This is a genomic window from Agromyces salentinus (assembly GCF_009749395.1).
Lineage (GTDB): Bacteria > Actinomycetota > Actinomycetes > Actinomycetales > Microbacteriaceae > Agromyces > Agromyces salentinus.
In genome coordinates this window covers 84,747-101,820 of the sequence record NZ_WBIR01000013.1, presented here as the reverse complement: position 1 = coordinate 101,820, position 17,074 = coordinate 84,747, and the positions used below count along the sequence as shown (strand labels likewise).

Below are 17,074 nucleotides of genomic sequence, written 5' to 3'. Positions count from 1 at the left end.
TCACCACCCGTACTCGCGCCGCCGAAGCAGCATCGCGGCCAGCATCGCCGGGATCATGAGCAGGTGGCCGGCGGTCATGAGCCCCGTGGCCGACAGCATCCCGACCCAGTGGAACGGGAGCAGCACCAGGAACGGCAGGTACATCGCGGCGCACATCTCGAGGATGGGCCGGCGCCCGTGGCCTCGGATCCGCATCCACACGGCCATGCCGATCGACATGTCCGTGGCCATCACCAGGGCCTGCGCGGTGGTGTTCTCATCGAGCCCGGGCCAGGCCCACGACCAGATCGGTGCGAGCAGCATCATGCCCAGGACCATCGCGATCACCATCCCGACGCCATGCAGTGCGAACCGCATGATGGATGGTCGGCGCAGGGTCGTCTCTTCGTGGTTCATCTCGTTCCTCCCGGAGATTCGCGTCGGACATGGGAATCCTCCGCGGGAGGCGGGGTCTCCGGCACGTGCCGGAGGTCATGCCGGGGTCACCTCTCGGGTGTGACCGACGAACCTCCGCGACGCCGATCCGTCAGAGGAGGCCGAGGTCCCGGGCGCGCAGGGCCGCCTGCGTGCGGTCGCGCACGTCGAGCTTCGAAAGCACGCTGGTGACGAGGTTCTTCACCGTTCCCTCCGCGAGGAACAGTGCGCCGGCGATCTCCCGGTTGCTGCGCCCCTCGGCGAGGAGGCGGACCACGTCGACCTCCCGGTCGGTCAGCGGGTGGGCGGGCGCCGGCTGCTGCGGCATCCGCGCCACCCGTGCGACGACCTTCGCCGCCACCGACGGCTGGAGGACGGTCTCGCCACGCGACGCGGCGGTGATCGCCTCGACGAGCCTGGCCGACGACACGTCCTTGAGGAGGTATCCGACCGCACCGGCACGCAACGCCGCGAAGACGTCCTCGTCGTCGTCGAACGTCGTGAGGGCGAGCACGCGGACCTCTGGGTGCTCCACGCGCAGACGCGCCGTCGCAGCGATTCCGTCGAGCACCGGCATCCGCAGGTCCATGAGGACGACGTCGGGCCGCAGCTCGGCGGCCCGCCGGATCGCCTGCTCGCCGTCGCCCGCCTCGCCGACGGGCTCGATGCCCGGCTGCACCTCGAGCAGGGTCGTCAGCGCCTCGCGGAAGAGCGCCTGATCGTCGACCACGAGCACCCGGACCGTCATCCCGGCACCTCCACGGTGAGGGTGAGTCCGCCACGGTCGGCCGCGTCGAGCGACATGCGGCCGCCGAGGCTCGCCGTGCGCTCGCGGAGGCCCGTCAGCCCGAAGCCGGCACCGTGCTGCGGGGGCAGTCCTCGCCCGTCGTCGTGCACCTCGAGCCGGACGCGCTCGTCCCCGCGGTAGTCGAGGATGACGCCGGCTCGGGTGGCGCGCGCATGCTTCCGAACGTTGGTGAGCCCCTCCTGGGCGGCCCGGAAGAGCGACTCCTCGACGTCGGAGCGCAGGCTCCGCACCTCTCCGAGCACGTCGAGCCGGGTCGGCACGCCGGCCTCGGTCGATTCGGCCACGAGGGTCTGGAGTGCTGCGGCCAGGGCGGGGCGCTGCTCCCGCAGCGCGCCGACCGATCGCCGCACCTCGGCGAGGGCCTCGCCCGATTGCGCCTGGGCCTTCGCCAGCATGGGGTCGAGGCGCTCGTGGTCGCCCGTGCGGGCGACGGCGCGAGCGGCCTCGAGCAGCATCTGGACGACGGTCAGGTGGTGTCCCACCCCGTCGTGGATGTCACGCGCGAGCCGGTTCCGTTCCTTCATCGTGGCCAGCTGCTCGGCCTGGGCGGCGTATCCCCGCAGCTGCTCATGGGCTTCGGCGAGCTGGGCCCTGGCGTTGCGCTCCCGCACGAGCAGTTCCGTCACGACGACCGTGAACGTCGCGACCGCGAGCGTGCTGAGGCCCTCGCGGAGGACATGCGGCCAGGGCATGCCGAGGTGCGCGAGCGGGACCACGACGGCCACGACGATCGCGGCCGGCAGCGGCAGGAGCAGCACCGCCTGCGCGACGAGGACCACCAGGAGCAGGACCGCGCCGACCGCCGCGTCGGCGAGCGCGAAGACGACGAACCCGAGGACCATCTGGAGGACCACGTAGCCGGCGCCCCACCAGACCGACCGTGTTTGCACGAACCTGAAGCCGAGAATCGCGATCGCCGTGTAGGCGAGACCGACCAGCATCGTCGGAAGGAGCTGCACGGAGCTCGCGGACCCGAGCGGGAGCGTCAGGTACGCGACGACGGTGAGGACGGCCAGTGCCCAGTGCACCCGTCTCACTCTGGAGCACCTCGGGTTCGCGGTCAACCGTCGCCCGGCCCGCCGCAAGACGCCCTCTAGACTCGGCGGCGTGATCGAGCGTCCTGCCTTCCGTCTCCCGTTCCGGTTCGAGGAGACGCTCACCGAACGCCTCCGGCTGCGGATCATGCGCGCAGCCGACCTCGATGACATCCTCGACTACCAGGCTCGGGCCGACGTCTGCGAGTTCCTGCTCTACGAGCCGCGAGACCGCGAGACCCTCGCGGCGAGGATCGCCAAGTGGTCGACGCAGTCCACCCTCGCATCCGATGGCGACTTCCTGGAGCTCGCGGTCGAACACCGGGCGGACGCGCGCGTGATCGGCGACCTCTACTTCATGCTCGAGCGGGCAGAGCACGGCTGCGCCGCGATCGGCTGGGCGTTCCATCCCGGGTACTCCGGTCGGGGGTACGCGACCGAGGCGGCGATGGAGGTGCTGCGGCTGGGGTTCGAGACGATCGGCCTGCATCGCATCGTCGCCGAGGTGGATCCGCAGAACGCGGCATCCGTCGCGCTCTGCCGTCGGCTCGGAATGCGCAAGGAGGCCCACCTCGTCGAGAACATCTGGTTCAAGGGCCGCTGGGCCGACACGGATGTCTACGCGCTGCGCGACGTCGAATGGGACGCGCGGCGCGACTGAGACGCGCCGCACTCCCGCGGACGTCTCCGCGGGTCAGCCCGTGACGCGATACCTGAGCTCCACGATGCCGTTCTCGAACCGACGCTCATCGAGGAGCTCGAGATCGGCGCGGATTCCGGTCGGCAGGCCCGGCTTCCCGCCGCCGACGATGACGGGCAGGATGACCAGCCGGCACTCGTCGACCAGGCCCGCCCGGAACGCCTGAGCCGCGAGGTCGGCACCCCCCACGGTGAGGTCGCTGTCGGCCGTGGCCTTCAGCTCGCGCACGGCGGCGGGGCCGAAGCGGCGTTCGATCCGGGTGTCGGCCGTCGACACCTCGGCGAGGGTCGTCGAGTACACGACCTTGCTCGCGGCCTTCCACGCACTCGCGAAGTCGGCCATGAGCTCGGACTGTGCGGCGAGTGCGGTGTCGGTCTCCCAGACCGACATCGCCTCGTACAGCCGCCGCCCGTAGAGGAGGGTTCCTGTGGACCTCAGGAGCTCGGTGTGGAACGCGAACACCTCGTCACCGATCGGGAACCAGTCGAACGCGCCGCGCTCGTCCTCGATGTAGCCGTCGAGCGACACGTTCGTCACGTAGGTCAGCTTCGCCATGTCTCTTTCCTCTCTCACTGATCGACTGCAATGGTCCGGATGCCCCTCAGCACGGCGTCGAGCTTGCCCAACACCTGGCGCCAGCCCTCCTCGCTGGGGTGCGCCAGGGGTTCTGGAAGCCACTGGCGGATCTCCAGTCGGGTGCGCCCGTCGGGCGCATCGTGGAACTCGACCCGGATTCTCGTCTCGAACGGCTCGATGCCGTTCGGGAGTCGGCCGCCGACGTGCATGAGGCCGTCGAGGAACTCACCGTGGCCGACATCGGTCAGCTCGACGGAGATCAGGACGCGGATGGCGGGGTCGGCCGCGGAGACCTCCGTCCATCGCTGGTGGCCTCCGGGACGCACGTCGAACTCGATCTCCTCGCGCGGCAGCGAGTTTCCGACGGGACCCCACCAGGCCACGAAGTGGTCGGGATCGGTGAAGGCACGGTAGGCGAGCTCACGTGGCGCGTCGAGCAGGCGCGAGATGTCGATCTGCGGGACGTCGGTCTGCATCATGGTTCCTCGAGGTCGGTGGTCGAGTGGGCGGGTCGCCCGAGGTCGTGCTCCGTCGTGACGCCGGCGCGCTCGGCGGCCTGCACGGCGGCGAGGTGGGCGTCGAGGCGGGTGAGGGACGTGTCCCAGAACTCGCGATAGCGCTCGATCCAGTCCGCTGCCTCGCGCAGCGGTGCCGCTTCGAGGTGGCTCGCACGCCACTTGCCCGAGCGCGTCCGCGAGATGAGCGTGGCGCCCTCGAGCACCTTCAGATGTCGCGACACTGCCGGCATCGAGATCGGAAGCCGAGCCGTGAGCTCGGTGACGGTGGCATCGCCCTCGGCCAGGCCCGCGAGGATCACGCGCCTGGTCGGGTCGGCGAGTGCCGAGAACACCGCGCTGAGCTGATCGGTGCCGCTCACCTTGGCTCCATTCATTTAACGAGTGCGTTAAATGTATGGCTGCCGGCAGGGCTCGTCAAGACCATGGGCGGGAGACCGAGTGCACGCGGGCGGCGGGCACCGTCGAACCCATCCGACACGTGCCGACGGAGCATCCCTCGCTCCGCTTCCCGGCCTGTGGACAACGTGGCATCCTCCGTCGTTCCATTCGATACCCTGCACCGGATCGGACAACGCTGTCCGATCCGCGCCGGGCCCGATGATCGTGCCGGGAGCGCGTTTCGACTGAAGAAGGGGAACGATGAAGTTCACGAAATTCACGTCAGCCACGAGGTCCCGGTGGGCCAAGCGGATCACCGCGACGATGCTCGCGGTCGGCATGCTGTTCGGGCTCGGCCTCGTGGCCGCCCCGGCTGCGAATGCCGCCAACGGCGGTTACTGCTCGAAGCTCATCATGAACTGGGGAGCGGGTGACCGCTGGTGGAACACCCCGGCCGATTCCAACTTCAACGAGCTGTGCCGCCTCGATCAGGGCGCGAACTCCATCGCCGTCAAGGCGCTCCAGCAGGGCCTGAACGGAGCCTGCGCGGTCCGTGCCGGGCTCGCCGTCGACGGCGTCTTCGGGCCGGCGACCCGCTCCGCACTGATCCGGGCCCAGCAGAAGTTCGGCGTGACCGCCGACGGAATCTACGGACCCAACACGGCTCGAGCCTTCTGGTGGACGGATGGTTCGGGGGGTTGTCACCGAATCAGCGTCTGACGACTCGGCGCACCGCGCACGATTGAGCCGGCGGCTCTCCACCGAGCGTTGCCGCGATGACGTCCGGTCCGGTCCCAGCGGACTGGACCGGACGTTCATCGTGCGGCATGCATGCGGAGGCGATCGGACACGGCCGGGCGATCCTGCAGGTCCGGTCGAGCGCGGCGCGGAGCGAAGGGACGCACCGGCCGAACGGCCGGCCCGCCCGCATCGGGTCGTCTACCGAGAATCCGGTTCCGCCGTGACGGCGATGAGTTGCGATTCGGCGGGAAGCTCAGTGCCGGCGGAGGTTCTGAACGCGATCGGGATGCCACGTGCCGTTGTCCATTCGATGCTGTCCGTGACCTGCACGTGCACATGTGGTTGGGTGCTGTTCCCCGAGTTGCCGCATTTCCCGATCGGTTCGCCATCGCGGACGCGCTCGCCGACGCGGACGCCGAGTGACCCCTTCTGCAAGTGGGCGATGAGAACGAAGGGTCCATCGTCGCCGAGGTCGATGACCACGTGATTTCCCGCGATCGCGGCAGGGCCGCGTCGTATGCGCTCGGCCTGTCCCGCCATGTAGCGCAGGAGTGCGAGCTGCGACCTCCGCGCCTCGTGGTCGGTCTCGCCATCGTGAGCGACGACCACCACACCTGCACCTGGTGCGAACACCGTCGCACCGAATCCGATGAAGGCGTCGGGTCGCTCAGTCGTTCCGACCGCCCGCCAACCCCAGGGCGCCGATCGCCCACGGGAGTCGACCGGAATCAGGTCGATGGCATAGGTGGTCCCCATAAGATCCGTGCCATGGCTTGGCACCCGCCGGGCGGGGCTGTTGCGTGCACGGAACAGCCCTCTCAAGGGGTAGCTCAGGAGGACGGGCCGCCGGTCGAGCGGTGGAGTCGGCATGCGGTCAGTCTCCGTCGGATCGCCGTGCGGGCTCCAGCATCACCCCGAAGTTCCCCTCGCTCTCTCGCCGTTCGCCGGCCCGCGAGGCAGCCGGCCCGCGCGCGGTTCCGCCCGCGAGAGGAGAGGCGGGCATGCGGCCTGCGTCCCGGCGTCTCATCCTGGACACCGCCTGGTTGTGCCAGATCATGAGCGCGATGCCCGGGAGGAAGGCCCCGACGACGATTGCGACAGCCCAGTAGCTCAGCGTGGGCGACAACAGACCGGTCCCGAGTATGACCAAGGCGACGCCCGCAACCCGCAGCCCCATGGAGCGGCGCGGAGTCCGCGCGGCATTCGTCCAGTAGGGCAACTCGTCTCCCGCGTTGGCGCGACTCACCACGACCACGGACCAGGTGAGCAAGCCGACGCCGATGATCGCACTGAGCCAAGCCGCCGTCGTCGCCACGTGCTCCATCCGACCAACCAGCCGTCGGCATGTCAAGCCGCCACCGGTGACCGATGGCAGGAGCCACAGTGATCAGAGCCAGCGCGATCGGTGCTGGCCGCTTGACGTCGAGGTGGCCGGTTCCGGCAGAATGCGCAGGTGACCCGATCCGCGCGACACCGCACACTCTCGCTCTTGACCGCCGTCCCGGCGCTCCTCACCCTTTTGCTCGTCGGGTGCACCGCCTCCCCAGCGGGCGCCGATGAGCCGACGGCGGCGGCATCCGACCCGGTGGACGCGATCGTGAGCATCCCTGCCCCTGAGTTCGCGCCGGTGCCTGCACCGGATCAGCCCTTGAGTGAGGCCCAATCCGAAGCCGAGCGGATCACGCAGCTCGAACTGAAATGGCAGGGTGTGCTCGCCCAGTACCCGGACGCCGTACGTCCGGAGGTCGCGTTCGAGGGCTACCTCACCGATGAGGACGAAGCCGCCGTGCTCGGCGCCTGCTACGAGGACGCCGACCTCTCTGTCGTCCCGAGCACGCCGGCTGATACGGCTGGATACTCGGGGCTCAACTACTCCGCGTCGACAGAGGCGGACCTCATCGCCGGCTGGGCATGCAACGCCGCCCACTCGACAAAGGCCACCACGCCTCCGCCGAACGACGACGAGCTCGGCTGGGTGTACGACTACCTCACGTCGTTCTACGCGCCCTGTCTCGAAGCCAACGGCATCACCGTCGAGTCGGCACCCGACCGTGACGCATGGATCGAAAGCTGGCCGGAATTCGGCTGGTTCCCGAGCGCTGCCGCCGACCAGCGATTCCTCGACCGGGAGATGGACGCTGCGCTCCACGAGGCGTGCCCCGATCCTGGCACCTACCGCCTGGAGCATCGCGAACGGAGCTAGGACGGATGGCGGGACCCATTGCGCACGGGCGCAATCGAGTACGGCTCTTGACCCTGACCTTAGGTCACGGTGAATGCTGACGACATGAACACGACGAGCGCAACGACAGCCCATGATTCCGACACGACCTGGACCGGCATGGTAGCGGTCGACGACACGGCTCTAGCCGTCACCGACACCGGCGGCCCGGGCATCCCTGTCGTCTACTTGAACGGCGCATATGCCTCAACGCGGCACTGGCAGCGCGTCATCGCCGAGCTCGGGCCGGGCTACCGACACATCGCTTTCGATGAACGGGCCCGTGGGAAGTCCAAGCGCGCGACCGACTACTCGTTCGAGGCCTGTATGCGCGACATCGACGCCGTCCTCGATGCGAGGGGCGTGGAGCGTCCACTGCTGGTCGGTTGGTCGTACGGAGCCCTGCTCGGTGTGCACTGGGCGAGTCGGAACCCGACCCGCGCCTTGGGTGTGGTCGGTGTCGATGGCCCGTATCCGGTCGGCTGGACCGACGAGGCCGGCCACGACGAGATCCGGAAGGTGTTCAAGCGGATGAAGCCGCTGATGCCGCTGGTTCGCCCGTTGGGTTTGGCCGCGCGATTCTCCGCTGAGACGCATGCGGATCTCGCCATCGAGTCTCACCTTCTGCACGCCGCCCTCGAGCCCGTCCTCGACGGCATCACCGTGCCGGTCCGTTACGTCGTCGCATCCGGGGAGGCCGTCGGAAGCCGCGACGACCTGCAGGAGCAGATGCGCAAGGCCATCGACCCGCTGCTGGCCCGAAACCCGAACCTGAAGGTGAGCGCGAAGGTGGGAAGCAACCACGGGAGCGTCCTGCGGAAGGATTCCCGCGCTGTTGCTGTCGTCGTGCGCGAGGTCGCCGCCCTTGAACGGCCGGGTCGTTAGGGCATGGCCGGTGGACTGACGATCGGGATGGCGGCGACCTACGCCGGGGTCACCGTGAAGACCGTGCGGCACTACCATCGGCTCGGCCTGGTCGGAGAGCCGAGCCGTGACAGTTCTGGCTATCGGCGGTATGGATCGAGCGAGCTGCTGCGGCTGGTGCAGGTTCGTACCCTGGCCACTGCGGGGGTACCCCTGGCCGAGATCGGTCCCCTGCTCGACGCCGGCACGAAGCAGTTCACCGCCGCTCTCGTCGACGTCGAGCAGCGGCTCTCCGATCAGATCTCGGCGTTGATCGCGCGTCGCGACACGCTGCACCGGCTCGCCGACGGCGACCGGGCTCTTCTGCCGGATCGGGCGTGCGCTCTGCTTGAACGGATGCGCGCCCTCGGCTTCAGCCCTGACTACCTGGTCGGCCAGCGTGAGGGACTTGTGCTGGCTCGAGCACTGCTGCCGGTCGGCTTCGAGAGCTTCCTCGCTCAGATCGAACTCCGGCTCGAGGATCCAGTGTTCGTCGACCTGACCAAACGCAGTTGGGAGGCGGAGGCCTGGGATGCCGACGACCCGCGCATCGAGGAGCTCGCGACCGCCACGGCCGATCACTATCTCGCCAACCCCGCCCTCCTCGGGGACCCTGAGATCATGCGCGCCTGGCTCAACGCCACCGCCAAGTACTCACTGATCAACAACCACGGCGAGGACCAGGCACCCATCTCAGCCAGGCTGACCGCGCTCACCGAGGCACGACTGCGGAGTGCCGGCATCGCAGTGCCCCACGAGTGATCGAGGACACCCCGTGAGCTACAGCGCGCCCGCCCGCAAGCGGATCCTCTTTGCGCGGCGTTCGCAGAGAGATCGTTATCGGGAAGTGGTGCCGCGCTCCTCGTGCTCGTCCTCGTGCTCGTCCTCGTCCTCGTGCTCGTGCTCGTCCTCGTGCTCGTCCTCGAGGAGCATGCCGACGGACGTGGCGCAGGCGTCGCCGTGCCATGCTTCGATGCCCTCGCGTACGGCGAAGCCGGCGATGACGAGGCCGGCGATCGCGTCGGCCCACCACCATCCGAGCAGGCTGTTCAGGACGAGGCCGACGAGCACGGCCGCGGACAGATACGTGCAGATGAGGGTCTGTTTCGAGTCCGCGACGGCGGTCGCCGATCCCAGCTCGCGGCCGGCTCGGCGTTCCGCGATCGAGAGGAATGGCATCACGAGCACGCTGAGCGCGGTGATGATCAGGCCGAGGGTGCTGTGCTCGACGTCGGCTTGAAGGATCAGGGCGACTAGCGAGGAAGCAGTCACGTACGCGGCGAGGGCGAAGAACGCGACCGCGATGACGCGCAGGGTGCCCTGCTCCCAGCGCTCGGGGTCCCGGCGCGTGAATTGCCAGGCGACCGCTGCCGCGGAGAGCACCTCGACGGTCGAGTCCAGCCCGAACGCGATCAATGCGGATGAGGACGCGATGCTCCCAGCGGTGATCGCGACGACGGCTTCGATGAGGTTGTACGCGATGGTCGCCGTGACGATCCAGCGGATCCGGCGCTGCAGGGTGTGCTTGCGTTCGCCGGAGAGTGACGGCGTGTGGACGGTCATGCGCAGGCGCAGCTCTCTCCTGCGCAGCAGTCGGGGTCGACGAACAGCACGACCTGGAGCAGTTCGTTGAGCGCGGGTGCGAGGTGCGGGTCGGCGAGGCGGTACCACGTGCGGCGTCCGTCGGGCACTGCTTCGACGAGGCCGCATCCGCGCAGGCAGGCCAGCTGGTTCGACATGACCTGGCGGGAGACGCCGAGCGCATCGGCCAGATCGGATGGGTACGCCGGGGCTTCGCGGAGGGCCAGGAGGACGCCGGCACGGGTGGCGTCCGAGAGCGCGTACCCGAGCCGGGCCAGTGCGGCGGTGTGCGTCACGGACGCGGTGGCGGTCGACATGCGAGCGACTGTACAGCGATCTATGAATTAAGGGAACTCTGTATCGTTTCCGTGCGACGTTGAGGCCTGGGCGCTATGACCCGTCTCGTGCTGCCCGCCAACGGCTCTGCTTGGCGCGGTTGCCGCAGATGCTCATCGAGCACCACTGTCCTGTTCGTGAGCGGGACGTGTCATAGAACGCCCATTGGCATTCGTCGTTGACGCACGCTTTCAGACGGGTCCAGGTGTCATCGGCTATCGATTCCGCGACCGCCGTGACGATCCTGGCGAAGGCCGCGTCGATTCCTGCGCCGGAACCGCGCAGACGGGCACCGGTGGCGGAGAACCGAACCTTCACGTTCGCCCGGTCGGCGATCATGTCGAGAGCGGAGATCGCACCGGCGGGGAGACCCGACCGATCATGGTTGGCGATCATCGCCTCTCGAATGGCCTCGCGAACCTCGCGTGCGACTGCGAGGTCGGCTGCCGAAGCGGCCCCGCGCACCTGGTGTTCGGTCGCCCACGCCATCCAGGACGTCCCGTCACGCAGCTGGTCAGTGCCCTTCTCGACGTCCAGCGTGTTCACGAACGAGCGAACGAACTCGAGCTCGCCGGGAGCACTGGGATACACCGTCCGCGACATGGCTACATCTAACCACCATTGACGGGATGCCGGTTGTCAAACTAACCTGCATTCTCATGACGGCGGTTACGAGCGTGTGGCGCAACGCGCAGTTCCGACGCGTTTGGGGCGCGGGTGCGATCTCGACCCTGGGCGGGGAGATCGGCGAACTCGCGATCCCCGTCCTGGCCCTGATGACCCTGGCTGCATCGGCATCCGAGCTCTCTTTCGTGCGTGCCGCCCTGCTCGTGCCATTCCTGCTGCTGACATTGTGGGCAGGCGTCGTCGTCGACCGGAGCCGGCGACGCCCGCTGATGATCGCGGCCGATCTCGCGCGCGGCGTGTTGCTGGCACTCGTGTGCTGGTTCGCCGTGGCGGGGTGGCTGACCATCCCGATGCTGATCGTCGCGGCCCTGCTCCTCGGATCCTTCACCGTCGTGTACGCGATGGCGGACTTCGCCTTCCTGCCCCTCATCGTGGAGGAACAGAATCTCCTCGACGCGAACGCGAGAATCACGGCAACCCAGTCCGCGATCGGAATCGCCGGCGCCGGCGCCGGCGGAGCGCTCGTCCAACTGATCACGGCGCCGCTGGCGCTCGGTCTGAACGCGCTCAGTTATTTCGTCTCCGGATCCCTCATCACCGCAGTCCGCGCCGAGGAAACGGCCAGGGGACGCACGGAACACGCCTCGGCGTTCCGTGAGGCTCGAGCGGGTATCGACCTCCTGATCAGGCATCCGGTGCTGCGAGGGCTCGTGGCGGAGGCCGGCGTCTGGAACTTCGGCAACGAGATCTTCACCATCGCCCTCACGATCCTGGTCCTTCAGGACTACCAGTTGGGGCCGCTCATCCTCGGAATCGTGCTGATGAGCGGCGGGCTCGGAGCCGTTCTCGGCAGCATGTCCAGCAGGCGCCTGACCGAGCGCTTCGGATACGGTCGTGCTCTGATCGGGTCGCTCCTGCTCGGGAACACGGCACCGCTCATCGGCATCGCTTTCGCGGGCGCGGCGTCCGCAACGGCGGTGATCGCACTGACCCTGGCATTCCTCATGTCCGGAGTCGGCATCGGCGTCGCCAACTCGCAGGCCGTCAGCATCCGCCAACTCGCCGTGCCGGCCGAGGTCCGTGGCCGGGTCAATGCCGGGTACCGGCTGGCATCCTGGGGGTTTCTCGCCTTGGGAGCGCTGGCCGGCGGCGTACTCGTCTCCGTCACCGGCTCCTGGCCCGCCGCCATCATCGGAGCCGTCATCATGGCGCTCGCCTCCATTCCCGTCGCAGCCTCTCCCGCGCGCAAGGTCGTCGCTCTCGACGACCTCGCGCACGCAGCGCCCTGACAGCGATGCGCGGGGTCCATGTCACCTACCGCTGACGAGCGAAGCCCCTGGCTCGGTGGTCCCTCGCGCGATGGCCAGATCGAGGGGCGACGCGTCGGAGGGAGCGTCGCCCAGGTCTATCCATCCGACACGGATGAGTTCCTCGGTGGGGTGAGCGAGGGGCGGGGCGAGTACAACCACGTCGTAGACAGCGGCCAGCTCTCTTCGTGCGGGGTCGAGCAGATCGAACACCGCCAGCCCGACCCATCGCAAATCGTCTTCGTTCACGAGCACGCCCGTTTCCTCCTGCAGCTCTCGTGTCGCAGCCGCCCGTGGTGTCTCGCCTGCGTCGATCATTCCGCCGGGAAGCTCCCACTGCATCCGCCACCGGTTCACACCGAAGAGCACCCGAGATTGATGCGTCAGGACGACGAGCGAGAGTGGACACGGCAGGCCGTCCGCTTCGGCGGTTGTCGGCTCGTCAGCCGGTCGCAGCTCAATCAGACGCTGGCCATTCCTGTCGACGGCGAGAGGCGGTTCCACGCACTCAAGATGGCACCATCGATGCACGAAGTCCACACGGGACGACACGTCCGTGCCACATCGACCGATGGATCCTGCTCCGGGTACCCGCGACGTGGAACTGCCCGTTCGGCGATCCCTGGCCTACTGCGATGCGAGGCCGGCTTGCCACCGGCGCTGTTCGCGTGTGAAGAGCACAGCGAATATCGTCCACATGCCGATGTCGTCCACGAATCCCAATGGGCCGAGCACGAGTTCGGGGATCAGATCGATCGGTGCGACCGTGTAGACGACAGCAGCGATCGCGCCGACCCACGTCGACAGCGCGACACGGTGTTCGCGATCCTTGACCGCCTTGAGAAACCTCCACATGCTTCCAGTGTGCGGCACGACTACGGCGACGACGGCAAATGAGTTCAATTCTTCGCTGCGCGCGGAACGGGGTCGATCAGCGCACCAGCGTGCGCCCGGCTGGGCCGCCCGCGTAGCCTCCCTCGCGAAGAACGTGCCCCGATCGCTCCGCGAGGCGGCTGACGATCAGCGCCCGCCGACCGACCATCCACTCGGCCGTCACGGAATCCCACTCGTTATCCGAGGGCACGTAGAGGACGAAAGGCTGGACACCCCACCCGGCCTCGAAGACGAAGCCGCGGGAGCCCTCCCAGTAGATGACTTCTTCCTTCCAGCGACTCTGGACTTCGAACGTCATCTCTTCGCCCGGCTGCACAACGAAAGGGTAGCGCCGCGTACTCGGTTCCCGGTCGCAGCGGGCGTGCGTCGACTGCCGAGGCCATCTCGCCGGCCCCGTCGAAGGGGTCTTTCGGATACCCGCCCGGTGACGAAGCCCGGACGGGTACGTCTACACGGCCGCCTAGACCTGCACCATGTCGGCGAAGCGCGAGAAGTGCCCGTGGAACGCGACCGTGATGGTGCGGGTGGGGCCGTTACGGTGCTTGGCGACGATGAGGTCGGCCTCACCGGCACGAGGACTGTCACGCTCGTAGGCGGCCTCGCGGTGCAGGAGGATCACCATGTCGGCGTCCTGCTCGATCGAGCCCGACTCGCGCAGGTCGGAGAGCGCGGGCATCTTGTCGGCTCGCTGCTCGGGGCCACGGTTCAGCTGCGAGAGGGCGATGACCGGTACCTGCAACTCCTTCGCGAGGAGCTTGAGTGCACGGGAGAACTCCGAGACCTCCTGCTGGCGGCTCTCGACGCGCTTGCCGCTCGTCATGAGCTGGAGGTAGTCGATGACGACCATCTTGAGGCCGACGCGCTGCTTGAGCCGGCGACACTTGGCGCGGATCTCGACGAGCGTCATGTTGGGGGAGTCGTCGATGTAGAGCGGAGCATCGTTGATGCGGCCTCGGGTTGAAGCGATGGTTGTCCAGTCGCGCGAGTCGACGGTGCCCTTGCGCATGTTCTGGAGCGGCACGGATGCCTCGGCCGAGAGCAGGCGCATCGCGATCTCGCTCTTGCCCATCTCGAGGCTGAAGAAGACGGCCGGCAGGTCGCTGGTGATCGCGGCGGCGCGAGCGAAGTCGAGCGCGAGCGTCGACTTTCCCATGGCGGGTCGGGCCGCGACGATGATCATCTGGCCCGGGTGGAACCCGTTCGTCAGGTCGTCGAGATCGGCGAAGCCGGTCGGCACTCCGGTGAACTTGCCATCGGTGTGCTTAGCCGCCTCGATCTCGTCGATCGCCACGGTGACCGCCTCGGAGAGCGGCACGTAGTCCTCGGTCTCGACGGACCCGGTCACCGAGTAGATCTCGGCCTGGGCGTTGTTGACCAGGTCGACGACCTCGCCCTCGCCGGCGTAGCCCATCTGCACGATGCGCGTGCCGGCCTCGACCAGGCGACGGAGGAGGGCTCGCTCGGCGACGATGGACGCGTAGAAGCCGGCGTTCGCCGCGGTGGGGACGAGTCCGGTGAGCGTGTGGAGGTACTCGACGCCACCCGCGCGCTGCAGCTCGCCGGTCTTCGTCAGTTCGTCGGTCACGGCGATGACGTCGGTCGGCTCGCCGTGCGAGTAGAGCGTGAGGATCGCGTTGAACACGACCTCGTGCTTGGGCACGTAGAAGTCCACGCCGCGGATGGTCTCGATGACGTCGGCGACGGCGTCCTTCGAGAGCATCATGCCGCCGAGGGCGCTCTGCTCTGCGAGGAGGTCGTGGGGAGGAACCCGTTCACCGCGGCGGGCTCCGTCGTCGGTCGTCTCGGCGAGCCCGATGTGCGCGATCGACAACTCCATGACCTCCGGTTCCAGCCACACGGGCTGCACGTTGTGCGCCCACGACCGAGTCTGCGGGGAACCACCGACACGGTGATTCCCGCGGTGGATGACCGGGGATTCGCGGGACGCTGCTTCACGATATGGAAGGCATCTCCACAGCACAACCCAGCCTGTGGATAACTCTGGGGAGAATCTGGGCGAAACGCCGCAGAACATGTGCAATCAGCCTGTGGATATCTGTGGAATTGTTGTGAATTACACGAGTTGAATTCTGACTTGATCGGGCATTTAGAGTTTCCACACCTGTGTGGAAAAAGTTCTTGAGAACTCCACGGTGTGCGATACCCCACCTGTGTACAACGAGCACAGGAAACACTGAAGATTCCTTGTGTTCGAGGCCCATGAGACGCACGAAAAACGGGGCCGGGAAATACGAAGCGGCGGCCCGGGCCGAAGCCCGAACCGCCGCTGGTCGTGCGTGCGCGAATTACTTCGCGGCGACCACCTGGAGGGTGATCGTGGCCGAGAGCTCGTCGTGCAGACGCACGATGGCCTCGTGGTCCCCGACCGACTTGATCGGCGAGGGGATGGTGACCTTGCGCTTGTCGACCGAGCCGAGGCCGGCGGCCTCGACCGCAGCCGCGACGTCCGAGGTCTTGACGGAGCCGAAGAGGCGTCCGCCGACGCCCGCCTTGACGGCGAGCTTGACCTTGGTGGACTCGAGCGAGGCCTTGAGGGCCTGCGCGTCCTCGAGCGAGTGCAGGGCGCGAGCCGCGCGAGCGGCCTTGATCTGCTCGACCTGCTTCTCGCCACCGCGGGTCCACGGCGTCGCGAAGCCCTGGGGAACCAGGTAGTTGCGCGCGTAGCCGTTCTTGACCTCGACGACGTCGCCGGCCGTGCCGAGGCCGGTGACCTCGTGCGTGAGAATAACCTTTGCCATTGTCGTGCTCCTTAGCGGCCGGAGCCCGAGTAGGGCAGGAGCGCCATCTCGCGTGCGTTCTTCACGGCACGGGCGATGAGGCGCTGCTCCTGCACGGAGACACCGGTGATGCGGCGGGCGCGGATCTTTCCACGCTCGGAGATGAACTTGCGAAGGGTCGCAACGTCCTTGTAGTCGATGATGCCGACCTTGATCGACTTCGCCGGGGCGGCGTTCTTCGCGCCCTTCCCGCGGCTCGGCTTGCGGCGGTCGCCGCTGCTCTTTCCAGCCATTGGATTTCCTGTCTGTTGAAAACGATGTGCGAGCGGATGCCCCGGCTGGCGGCATCCGTTCACCGGCCCTGGGGCCTAGAAGGGCGTCTCGTCGCCGTAGTTCGTTCCGGGCGTGTTCCAGACGTCGCCGCCGCCGCCCGACTGGGCTGCGGGAGCGCTGGGAGCCCACGCGTCGTCGGACTGCTGGCCGCCGCCCCCGAAGGAGTTGCCGCCGCCGCCGACCGCACCGCGGTTGGACTGCGCACGCGTGATGGAAGCCGTCGCGTACCGGAGCGAGGGACCGATCTCGTCGATCTCCAGCTCCATGGAGGTGCGCTTCTCGCCTTCCTTCGTCTCGTAGGAACGCTGCTTGAGACGTCCGGTAGCGATGACCCGGGAACCCTTGGTGAGTGAACCCGCGACGTGCTCGGCGAATTCACGCCAGCAGCTCGCACGCAGGAACAGCGCTTCGCCGTCCTTCCACTCGTTGGCCTGACGATCGAACGTCCGGGGAGTGGAAGCGATGGTGAAGTTGGCAACCGCCAGTCCGCCCTGCGTGTAGCGCAGCTCGGGATCTGCCGTGAGGTTGCCCACCACAGTGATGATGGTCTCGCCTGCCATGGGGACTAGGCGTCCTTCTTGGCCGAAGCGGCAGCCTTCTTGGCGGCCTTCTCTTCCTGAGCCTTCGCGTGAGCGGCGACCTGTGCGATCGCCTCTTCCGCGCGGAGCACCTTCGTGCGCATGACGGCCTCGCTGAGGTTCAGCTGGCGGTCGAGCTCGTCGGTGGTCTTGGACTCGGCGGTGAAGTCGACGACGGCGTAGATGCCCTCGTTCTTCTTGTTGATCTCGTAGGCCAGACGACGACGTCCCCAGATGTCGACCTTGTCGACCGTGCCGCCATCGTTTCGGATGACGTTGAGGAACTTGTCAAGGCTGGGAGCAACGGTGCGCTCATCGATCTCTGGATCGAGGATAACCATCAGCTCGTACTGGTGCATGACTAACCCACCTCCTTCGGACTCAAAC

At 67.7% G+C, this 17,074-nt stretch carries 25 protein-coding genes; 6 read left to right on the top strand and 19 right to left on the bottom strand.

Annotated features, from left to right (window positions below):
* The 3 genes from GQQ95_RS12920 to GQQ95_RS12910 all read right to left on the bottom strand — a co-directional run bounded on the left by GQQ95_RS12920 (position 1) and on the right by GQQ95_RS12910 (position 2,250).
* Positions 1-396: a hypothetical protein gene (locus GQQ95_RS12920; RefSeq protein WP_157428069.1), complete on the bottom strand. Its 396-nt coding sequence runs from the start codon at positions 394-396 to the stop codon at positions 1-3.
* Between the two features lie 130 nt (positions 397-526).
* Complete coding sequence (locus GQQ95_RS12915; protein ID WP_157428068.1) at positions 527-1,162, bottom strand: response regulator transcription factor; 636 nt, start codon at positions 1,160-1,162, stop codon at positions 527-529.
* On the bottom strand, positions 1,159-2,250 hold the full coding sequence (locus GQQ95_RS12910) for a sensor histidine kinase (protein ID WP_212275439.1): 1,092 nt from the start codon (positions 2,248-2,250) through the stop codon (positions 1,159-1,161). The genes GQQ95_RS12915 and GQQ95_RS12910 overlap by 4 nt, the downstream gene beginning before the upstream one ends.
* 79 nt (positions 2,251-2,329) lie before the next feature.
* Between GQQ95_RS12910 and GQQ95_RS12905 the strand changes: the two genes are divergently transcribed.
* Positions 2,330-2,917 carry a GNAT family N-acetyltransferase gene (locus GQQ95_RS12905; protein WP_246205477.1) on the top strand — a complete coding sequence of 196 codons (588 nt, stop codon included), beginning with the start codon at positions 2,330-2,332 and terminating at the stop codon, positions 2,915-2,917.
* Positions 2,918-2,950: 33 nt separating this feature from the next.
* Here GQQ95_RS12905 and GQQ95_RS12900 read toward each other — a convergent pair whose 3' ends face one another.
* From GQQ95_RS12900 to GQQ95_RS12890, 3 genes are read right to left on the bottom strand one after another with little or no spacing between them, the layout of a single operon-like run.
* On the bottom strand, positions 2,951-3,511 hold the full coding sequence (locus GQQ95_RS12900; RefSeq protein WP_157428065.1) for a dihydrofolate reductase family protein: 561 nt from the start codon (positions 3,509-3,511) through the stop codon (positions 2,951-2,953).
* Between the two features lie 14 nt (positions 3,512-3,525).
* Entirely contained in the window at positions 3,526-4,008 is a 483-nt protein-coding gene (locus GQQ95_RS12895; RefSeq protein WP_157428064.1) for an SRPBCC family protein, read from the bottom strand.
* On the bottom strand, positions 4,008-4,409 hold the full coding sequence (locus GQQ95_RS12890) for an ArsR/SmtB family transcription factor (protein WP_157428063.1): 402 nt from the start codon (positions 4,407-4,409) through the stop codon (positions 4,008-4,010). Before GQQ95_RS12890 ends, GQQ95_RS12895 begins: the two co-directional genes overlap by 1 nt.
* Positions 4,410-4,689: 280 nt before the next feature.
* Between GQQ95_RS12890 and GQQ95_RS12885 the strand changes: the two genes are divergently transcribed.
* Positions 4,690-5,148: a peptidoglycan-binding domain-containing protein gene (locus tag GQQ95_RS12885; RefSeq protein ID WP_212275437.1), complete on the top strand. Its 459-nt coding sequence runs from the start codon at positions 4,690-4,692 to the stop codon at positions 5,146-5,148.
* Positions 5,149-5,367: 219 nt separating this feature from the next.
* On the opposite strand, the gene GQQ95_RS12880 is transcribed toward GQQ95_RS12885, so the two are convergent.
* A complete protein-coding gene (locus GQQ95_RS12880) occupies positions 5,368-6,039 on the bottom strand; it encodes a M23 family metallopeptidase (RefSeq protein ID WP_157428062.1) in 672 nt (223 codons plus the stop codon).
* 4 nt (positions 6,040-6,043) lie between these two features.
* The gene (locus GQQ95_RS12875; RefSeq protein WP_157428061.1) at positions 6,044-6,484 is read right to left on the bottom strand and encodes a hypothetical protein; all 441 of its coding nucleotides are present in this window, start codon (positions 6,482-6,484) and stop codon (positions 6,044-6,046) included.
* Positions 6,485-6,658: 174 nt separating this feature from the next.
* Between GQQ95_RS12875 and GQQ95_RS12870 the strand changes: the two genes are divergently transcribed.
* From GQQ95_RS12870 to GQQ95_RS12860, 3 genes are all read left to right on the top strand, one after another.
* Positions 6,659-7,372, top strand: coding sequence for a hypothetical protein (locus GQQ95_RS12870; RefSeq protein WP_157428060.1), 714 nt, complete (start codon positions 6,659-6,661; stop codon positions 7,370-7,372).
* An 84-nt stretch (positions 7,373-7,456) separates the two neighbouring features.
* Positions 7,457-8,275, top strand: a complete 819-nt coding sequence (locus GQQ95_RS12865; protein WP_246205476.1) for an alpha/beta fold hydrolase — start codon at positions 7,457-7,459, stop codon at positions 8,273-8,275.
* Positions 8,276-8,302: 27 nt separating this feature from the next.
* Positions 8,303-9,055, top strand: a complete 753-nt coding sequence (locus GQQ95_RS12860; RefSeq protein WP_246205474.1) for a helix-turn-helix domain-containing protein — start codon at positions 8,303-8,305, stop codon at positions 9,053-9,055.
* A 75-nt stretch (positions 9,056-9,130) separates the two neighbouring features.
* Here GQQ95_RS12860 and GQQ95_RS12855 read toward each other — a convergent pair whose 3' ends face one another.
* From GQQ95_RS12855 to GQQ95_RS12845, 3 genes are all read right to left on the bottom strand, one after another.
* A complete protein-coding gene (locus tag GQQ95_RS12855; RefSeq protein ID WP_157428058.1) occupies positions 9,131-9,856 on the bottom strand; it encodes a cation diffusion facilitator family transporter in 726 nt (241 codons plus the stop codon).
* Positions 9,853-10,191 carry an ArsR/SmtB family transcription factor gene (locus GQQ95_RS12850; RefSeq protein ID WP_157428057.1) on the bottom strand — a complete coding sequence of 113 codons (339 nt, stop codon included), beginning with the start codon at positions 10,189-10,191 and terminating at the stop codon, positions 9,853-9,855. The genes GQQ95_RS12855 and GQQ95_RS12850 overlap by 4 nt, the downstream gene beginning before the upstream one ends.
* Positions 10,192-10,264: 73 nt before the next feature.
* Complete coding sequence (locus tag GQQ95_RS12845; RefSeq protein ID WP_157428056.1) at positions 10,265-10,813, bottom strand: CGNR zinc finger domain-containing protein; 549 nt, start codon at positions 10,811-10,813, stop codon at positions 10,265-10,267.
* Positions 10,814-10,869: 56 nt separating this feature from the next.
* Between GQQ95_RS12845 and GQQ95_RS12840 the strand changes: the two genes are divergently transcribed.
* The gene (locus GQQ95_RS12840; RefSeq protein WP_170297056.1) at positions 10,870-12,126 is read left to right on the top strand and encodes an MFS transporter; all 1,257 of its coding nucleotides are present in this window, start codon (positions 10,870-10,872) and stop codon (positions 12,124-12,126) included.
* A gap of 21 nt (positions 12,127-12,147) precedes the next feature.
* Here the strand turns inward: GQQ95_RS12840 and GQQ95_RS12835 are convergent, their stop codons facing one another.
* The 8 genes from GQQ95_RS12835 to rpsF all read right to left on the bottom strand — a co-directional run bounded on the left by GQQ95_RS12835 (position 12,148) and on the right by rpsF (position 17,046).
* A complete protein-coding gene (locus GQQ95_RS12835; RefSeq protein ID WP_212275435.1) occupies positions 12,148-12,648 on the bottom strand; it encodes an NUDIX hydrolase in 501 nt (166 codons plus the stop codon).
* 123 nt (positions 12,649-12,771) lie between these two features.
* Positions 12,772-12,999 (bottom strand): YkvA family protein, encoded by a 228-nt coding sequence (locus GQQ95_RS12830; RefSeq protein ID WP_157428053.1) that lies wholly within the window; start codon positions 12,997-12,999, stop codon positions 12,772-12,774.
* A 76-nt stretch (positions 13,000-13,075) separates the two neighbouring features.
* Positions 13,076-13,354 carry a hypothetical protein gene (locus tag GQQ95_RS12825; RefSeq protein ID WP_157428052.1) on the bottom strand — a complete coding sequence of 93 codons (279 nt, stop codon included), beginning with the start codon at positions 13,352-13,354 and terminating at the stop codon, positions 13,076-13,078.
* Positions 13,355-13,498: 144 nt separating this feature from the next.
* Positions 13,499-14,869: a replicative DNA helicase gene (gene dnaB / locus GQQ95_RS12820; protein ID WP_157428103.1), complete on the bottom strand. Its 1,371-nt coding sequence runs from the start codon at positions 14,867-14,869 to the stop codon at positions 13,499-13,501.
* A gap of 475 nt (positions 14,870-15,344) precedes the next feature.
* Positions 15,345-15,797 carry a 50S ribosomal protein L9 gene (rplI, locus tag GQQ95_RS12815; RefSeq protein ID WP_157428051.1) on the bottom strand — a complete coding sequence of 151 codons (453 nt, stop codon included), beginning with the start codon at positions 15,795-15,797 and terminating at the stop codon, positions 15,345-15,347.
* An 11-nt stretch (positions 15,798-15,808) separates the two neighbouring features.
* Positions 15,809-16,069 (bottom strand): 30S ribosomal protein S18, encoded by a 261-nt coding sequence (gene rpsR, locus GQQ95_RS12810; protein WP_022889097.1) that lies wholly within the window; start codon positions 16,067-16,069, stop codon positions 15,809-15,811.
* Positions 16,070-16,144: 75 nt separating this feature from the next.
* Positions 16,145-16,669: a single-stranded DNA-binding protein gene (locus GQQ95_RS12805; protein ID WP_157428050.1), complete on the bottom strand. Its 525-nt coding sequence runs from the start codon at positions 16,667-16,669 to the stop codon at positions 16,145-16,147.
* Between the two features lie 5 nt (positions 16,670-16,674).
* Positions 16,675-17,046, bottom strand: a complete 372-nt coding sequence (rpsF, locus tag GQQ95_RS12800) for a 30S ribosomal protein S6 (protein ID WP_067880937.1) — start codon at positions 17,044-17,046, stop codon at positions 16,675-16,677.
* Between the last annotated feature and the right edge of the window lie 28 nt (positions 17,047-17,074).

Excerpts from the sequence above, each read along its gene's own strand:
- GQQ95_RS12805 (WP_157428050.1), bottom strand. The coding sequence starts at position 16,669 with ATGGCAGGCGAGACCATCATCACTGTGGTGGGCAACCTCACGGCAGAT.
- GQQ95_RS12860 (WP_246205474.1), top strand. The coding sequence starts at position 8,303 with ATGGCGGCGACCTACGCCGGGGTCACCGTGAAGACCGTGCGGCACTAC.
- GQQ95_RS12900 (WP_157428065.1), bottom strand. The coding sequence starts at position 3,511 with ATGGCGAAGCTGACCTACGTGACGAACGTGTCGCTCGACGGCTACATC.
- rpsF (WP_067880937.1), bottom strand. The coding sequence starts at position 17,046 with ATGCACCAGTACGAGCTGATGGTTATCCTCGATCCAGAGATCGATGAG.
- GQQ95_RS12840 (WP_170297056.1), top strand. The coding sequence starts at position 10,870 with ATGACGGCGGTTACGAGCGTGTGGCGCAACGCGCAGTTCCGACGCGTT.
- GQQ95_RS12895 (WP_157428064.1), bottom strand. The coding sequence starts at position 4,008 with ATGCAGACCGACGTCCCGCAGATCGACATCTCGCGCCTGCTCGACGCG.
- GQQ95_RS12915 (WP_157428068.1), bottom strand. The coding sequence starts at position 1,162 with ATGACGGTCCGGGTGCTCGTGGTCGACGATCAGGCGCTCTTCCGCGAG.
- GQQ95_RS12920 (WP_157428069.1), bottom strand. The coding sequence starts at position 396 with ATGAACCACGAAGAGACGACCCTGCGCCGACCATCCATCATGCGGTTC.
- GQQ95_RS12865 (WP_246205476.1), top strand. The coding sequence starts at position 7,457 with ATGAACACGACGAGCGCAACGACAGCCCATGATTCCGACACGACCTGG.
- GQQ95_RS12880 (WP_157428062.1), bottom strand. The coding sequence starts at position 6,039 with ATGCCGACTCCACCGCTCGACCGGCGGCCCGTCCTCCTGAGCTACCCC.
- GQQ95_RS12845 (WP_157428056.1), bottom strand. The coding sequence starts at position 10,813 with ATGTCGCGGACGGTGTATCCCAGTGCTCCCGGCGAGCTCGAGTTCGTT.
- rplI (WP_157428051.1), bottom strand. The coding sequence starts at position 15,797 with ATGGCAAAGGTTATTCTCACGCACGAGGTCACCGGCCTCGGCACGGCC.
- rpsR (WP_022889097.1), bottom strand. The coding sequence starts at position 16,069 with ATGGCTGGAAAGAGCAGCGGCGACCGCCGCAAGCCGAGCCGCGGGAAG.
- GQQ95_RS12850 (WP_157428057.1), bottom strand. The coding sequence starts at position 10,191 with ATGTCGACCGCCACCGCGTCCGTGACGCACACCGCCGCACTGGCCCGG.
- GQQ95_RS12830 (WP_157428053.1), bottom strand. The coding sequence starts at position 12,999 with ATGTGGAGGTTTCTCAAGGCGGTCAAGGATCGCGAACACCGTGTCGCG.
- GQQ95_RS12855 (WP_157428058.1), bottom strand. The coding sequence starts at position 9,856 with ATGACCGTCCACACGCCGTCACTCTCCGGCGAACGCAAGCACACCCTG.
- GQQ95_RS12885 (WP_212275437.1), top strand. The coding sequence starts at position 4,690 with ATGAAGTTCACGAAATTCACGTCAGCCACGAGGTCCCGGTGGGCCAAG.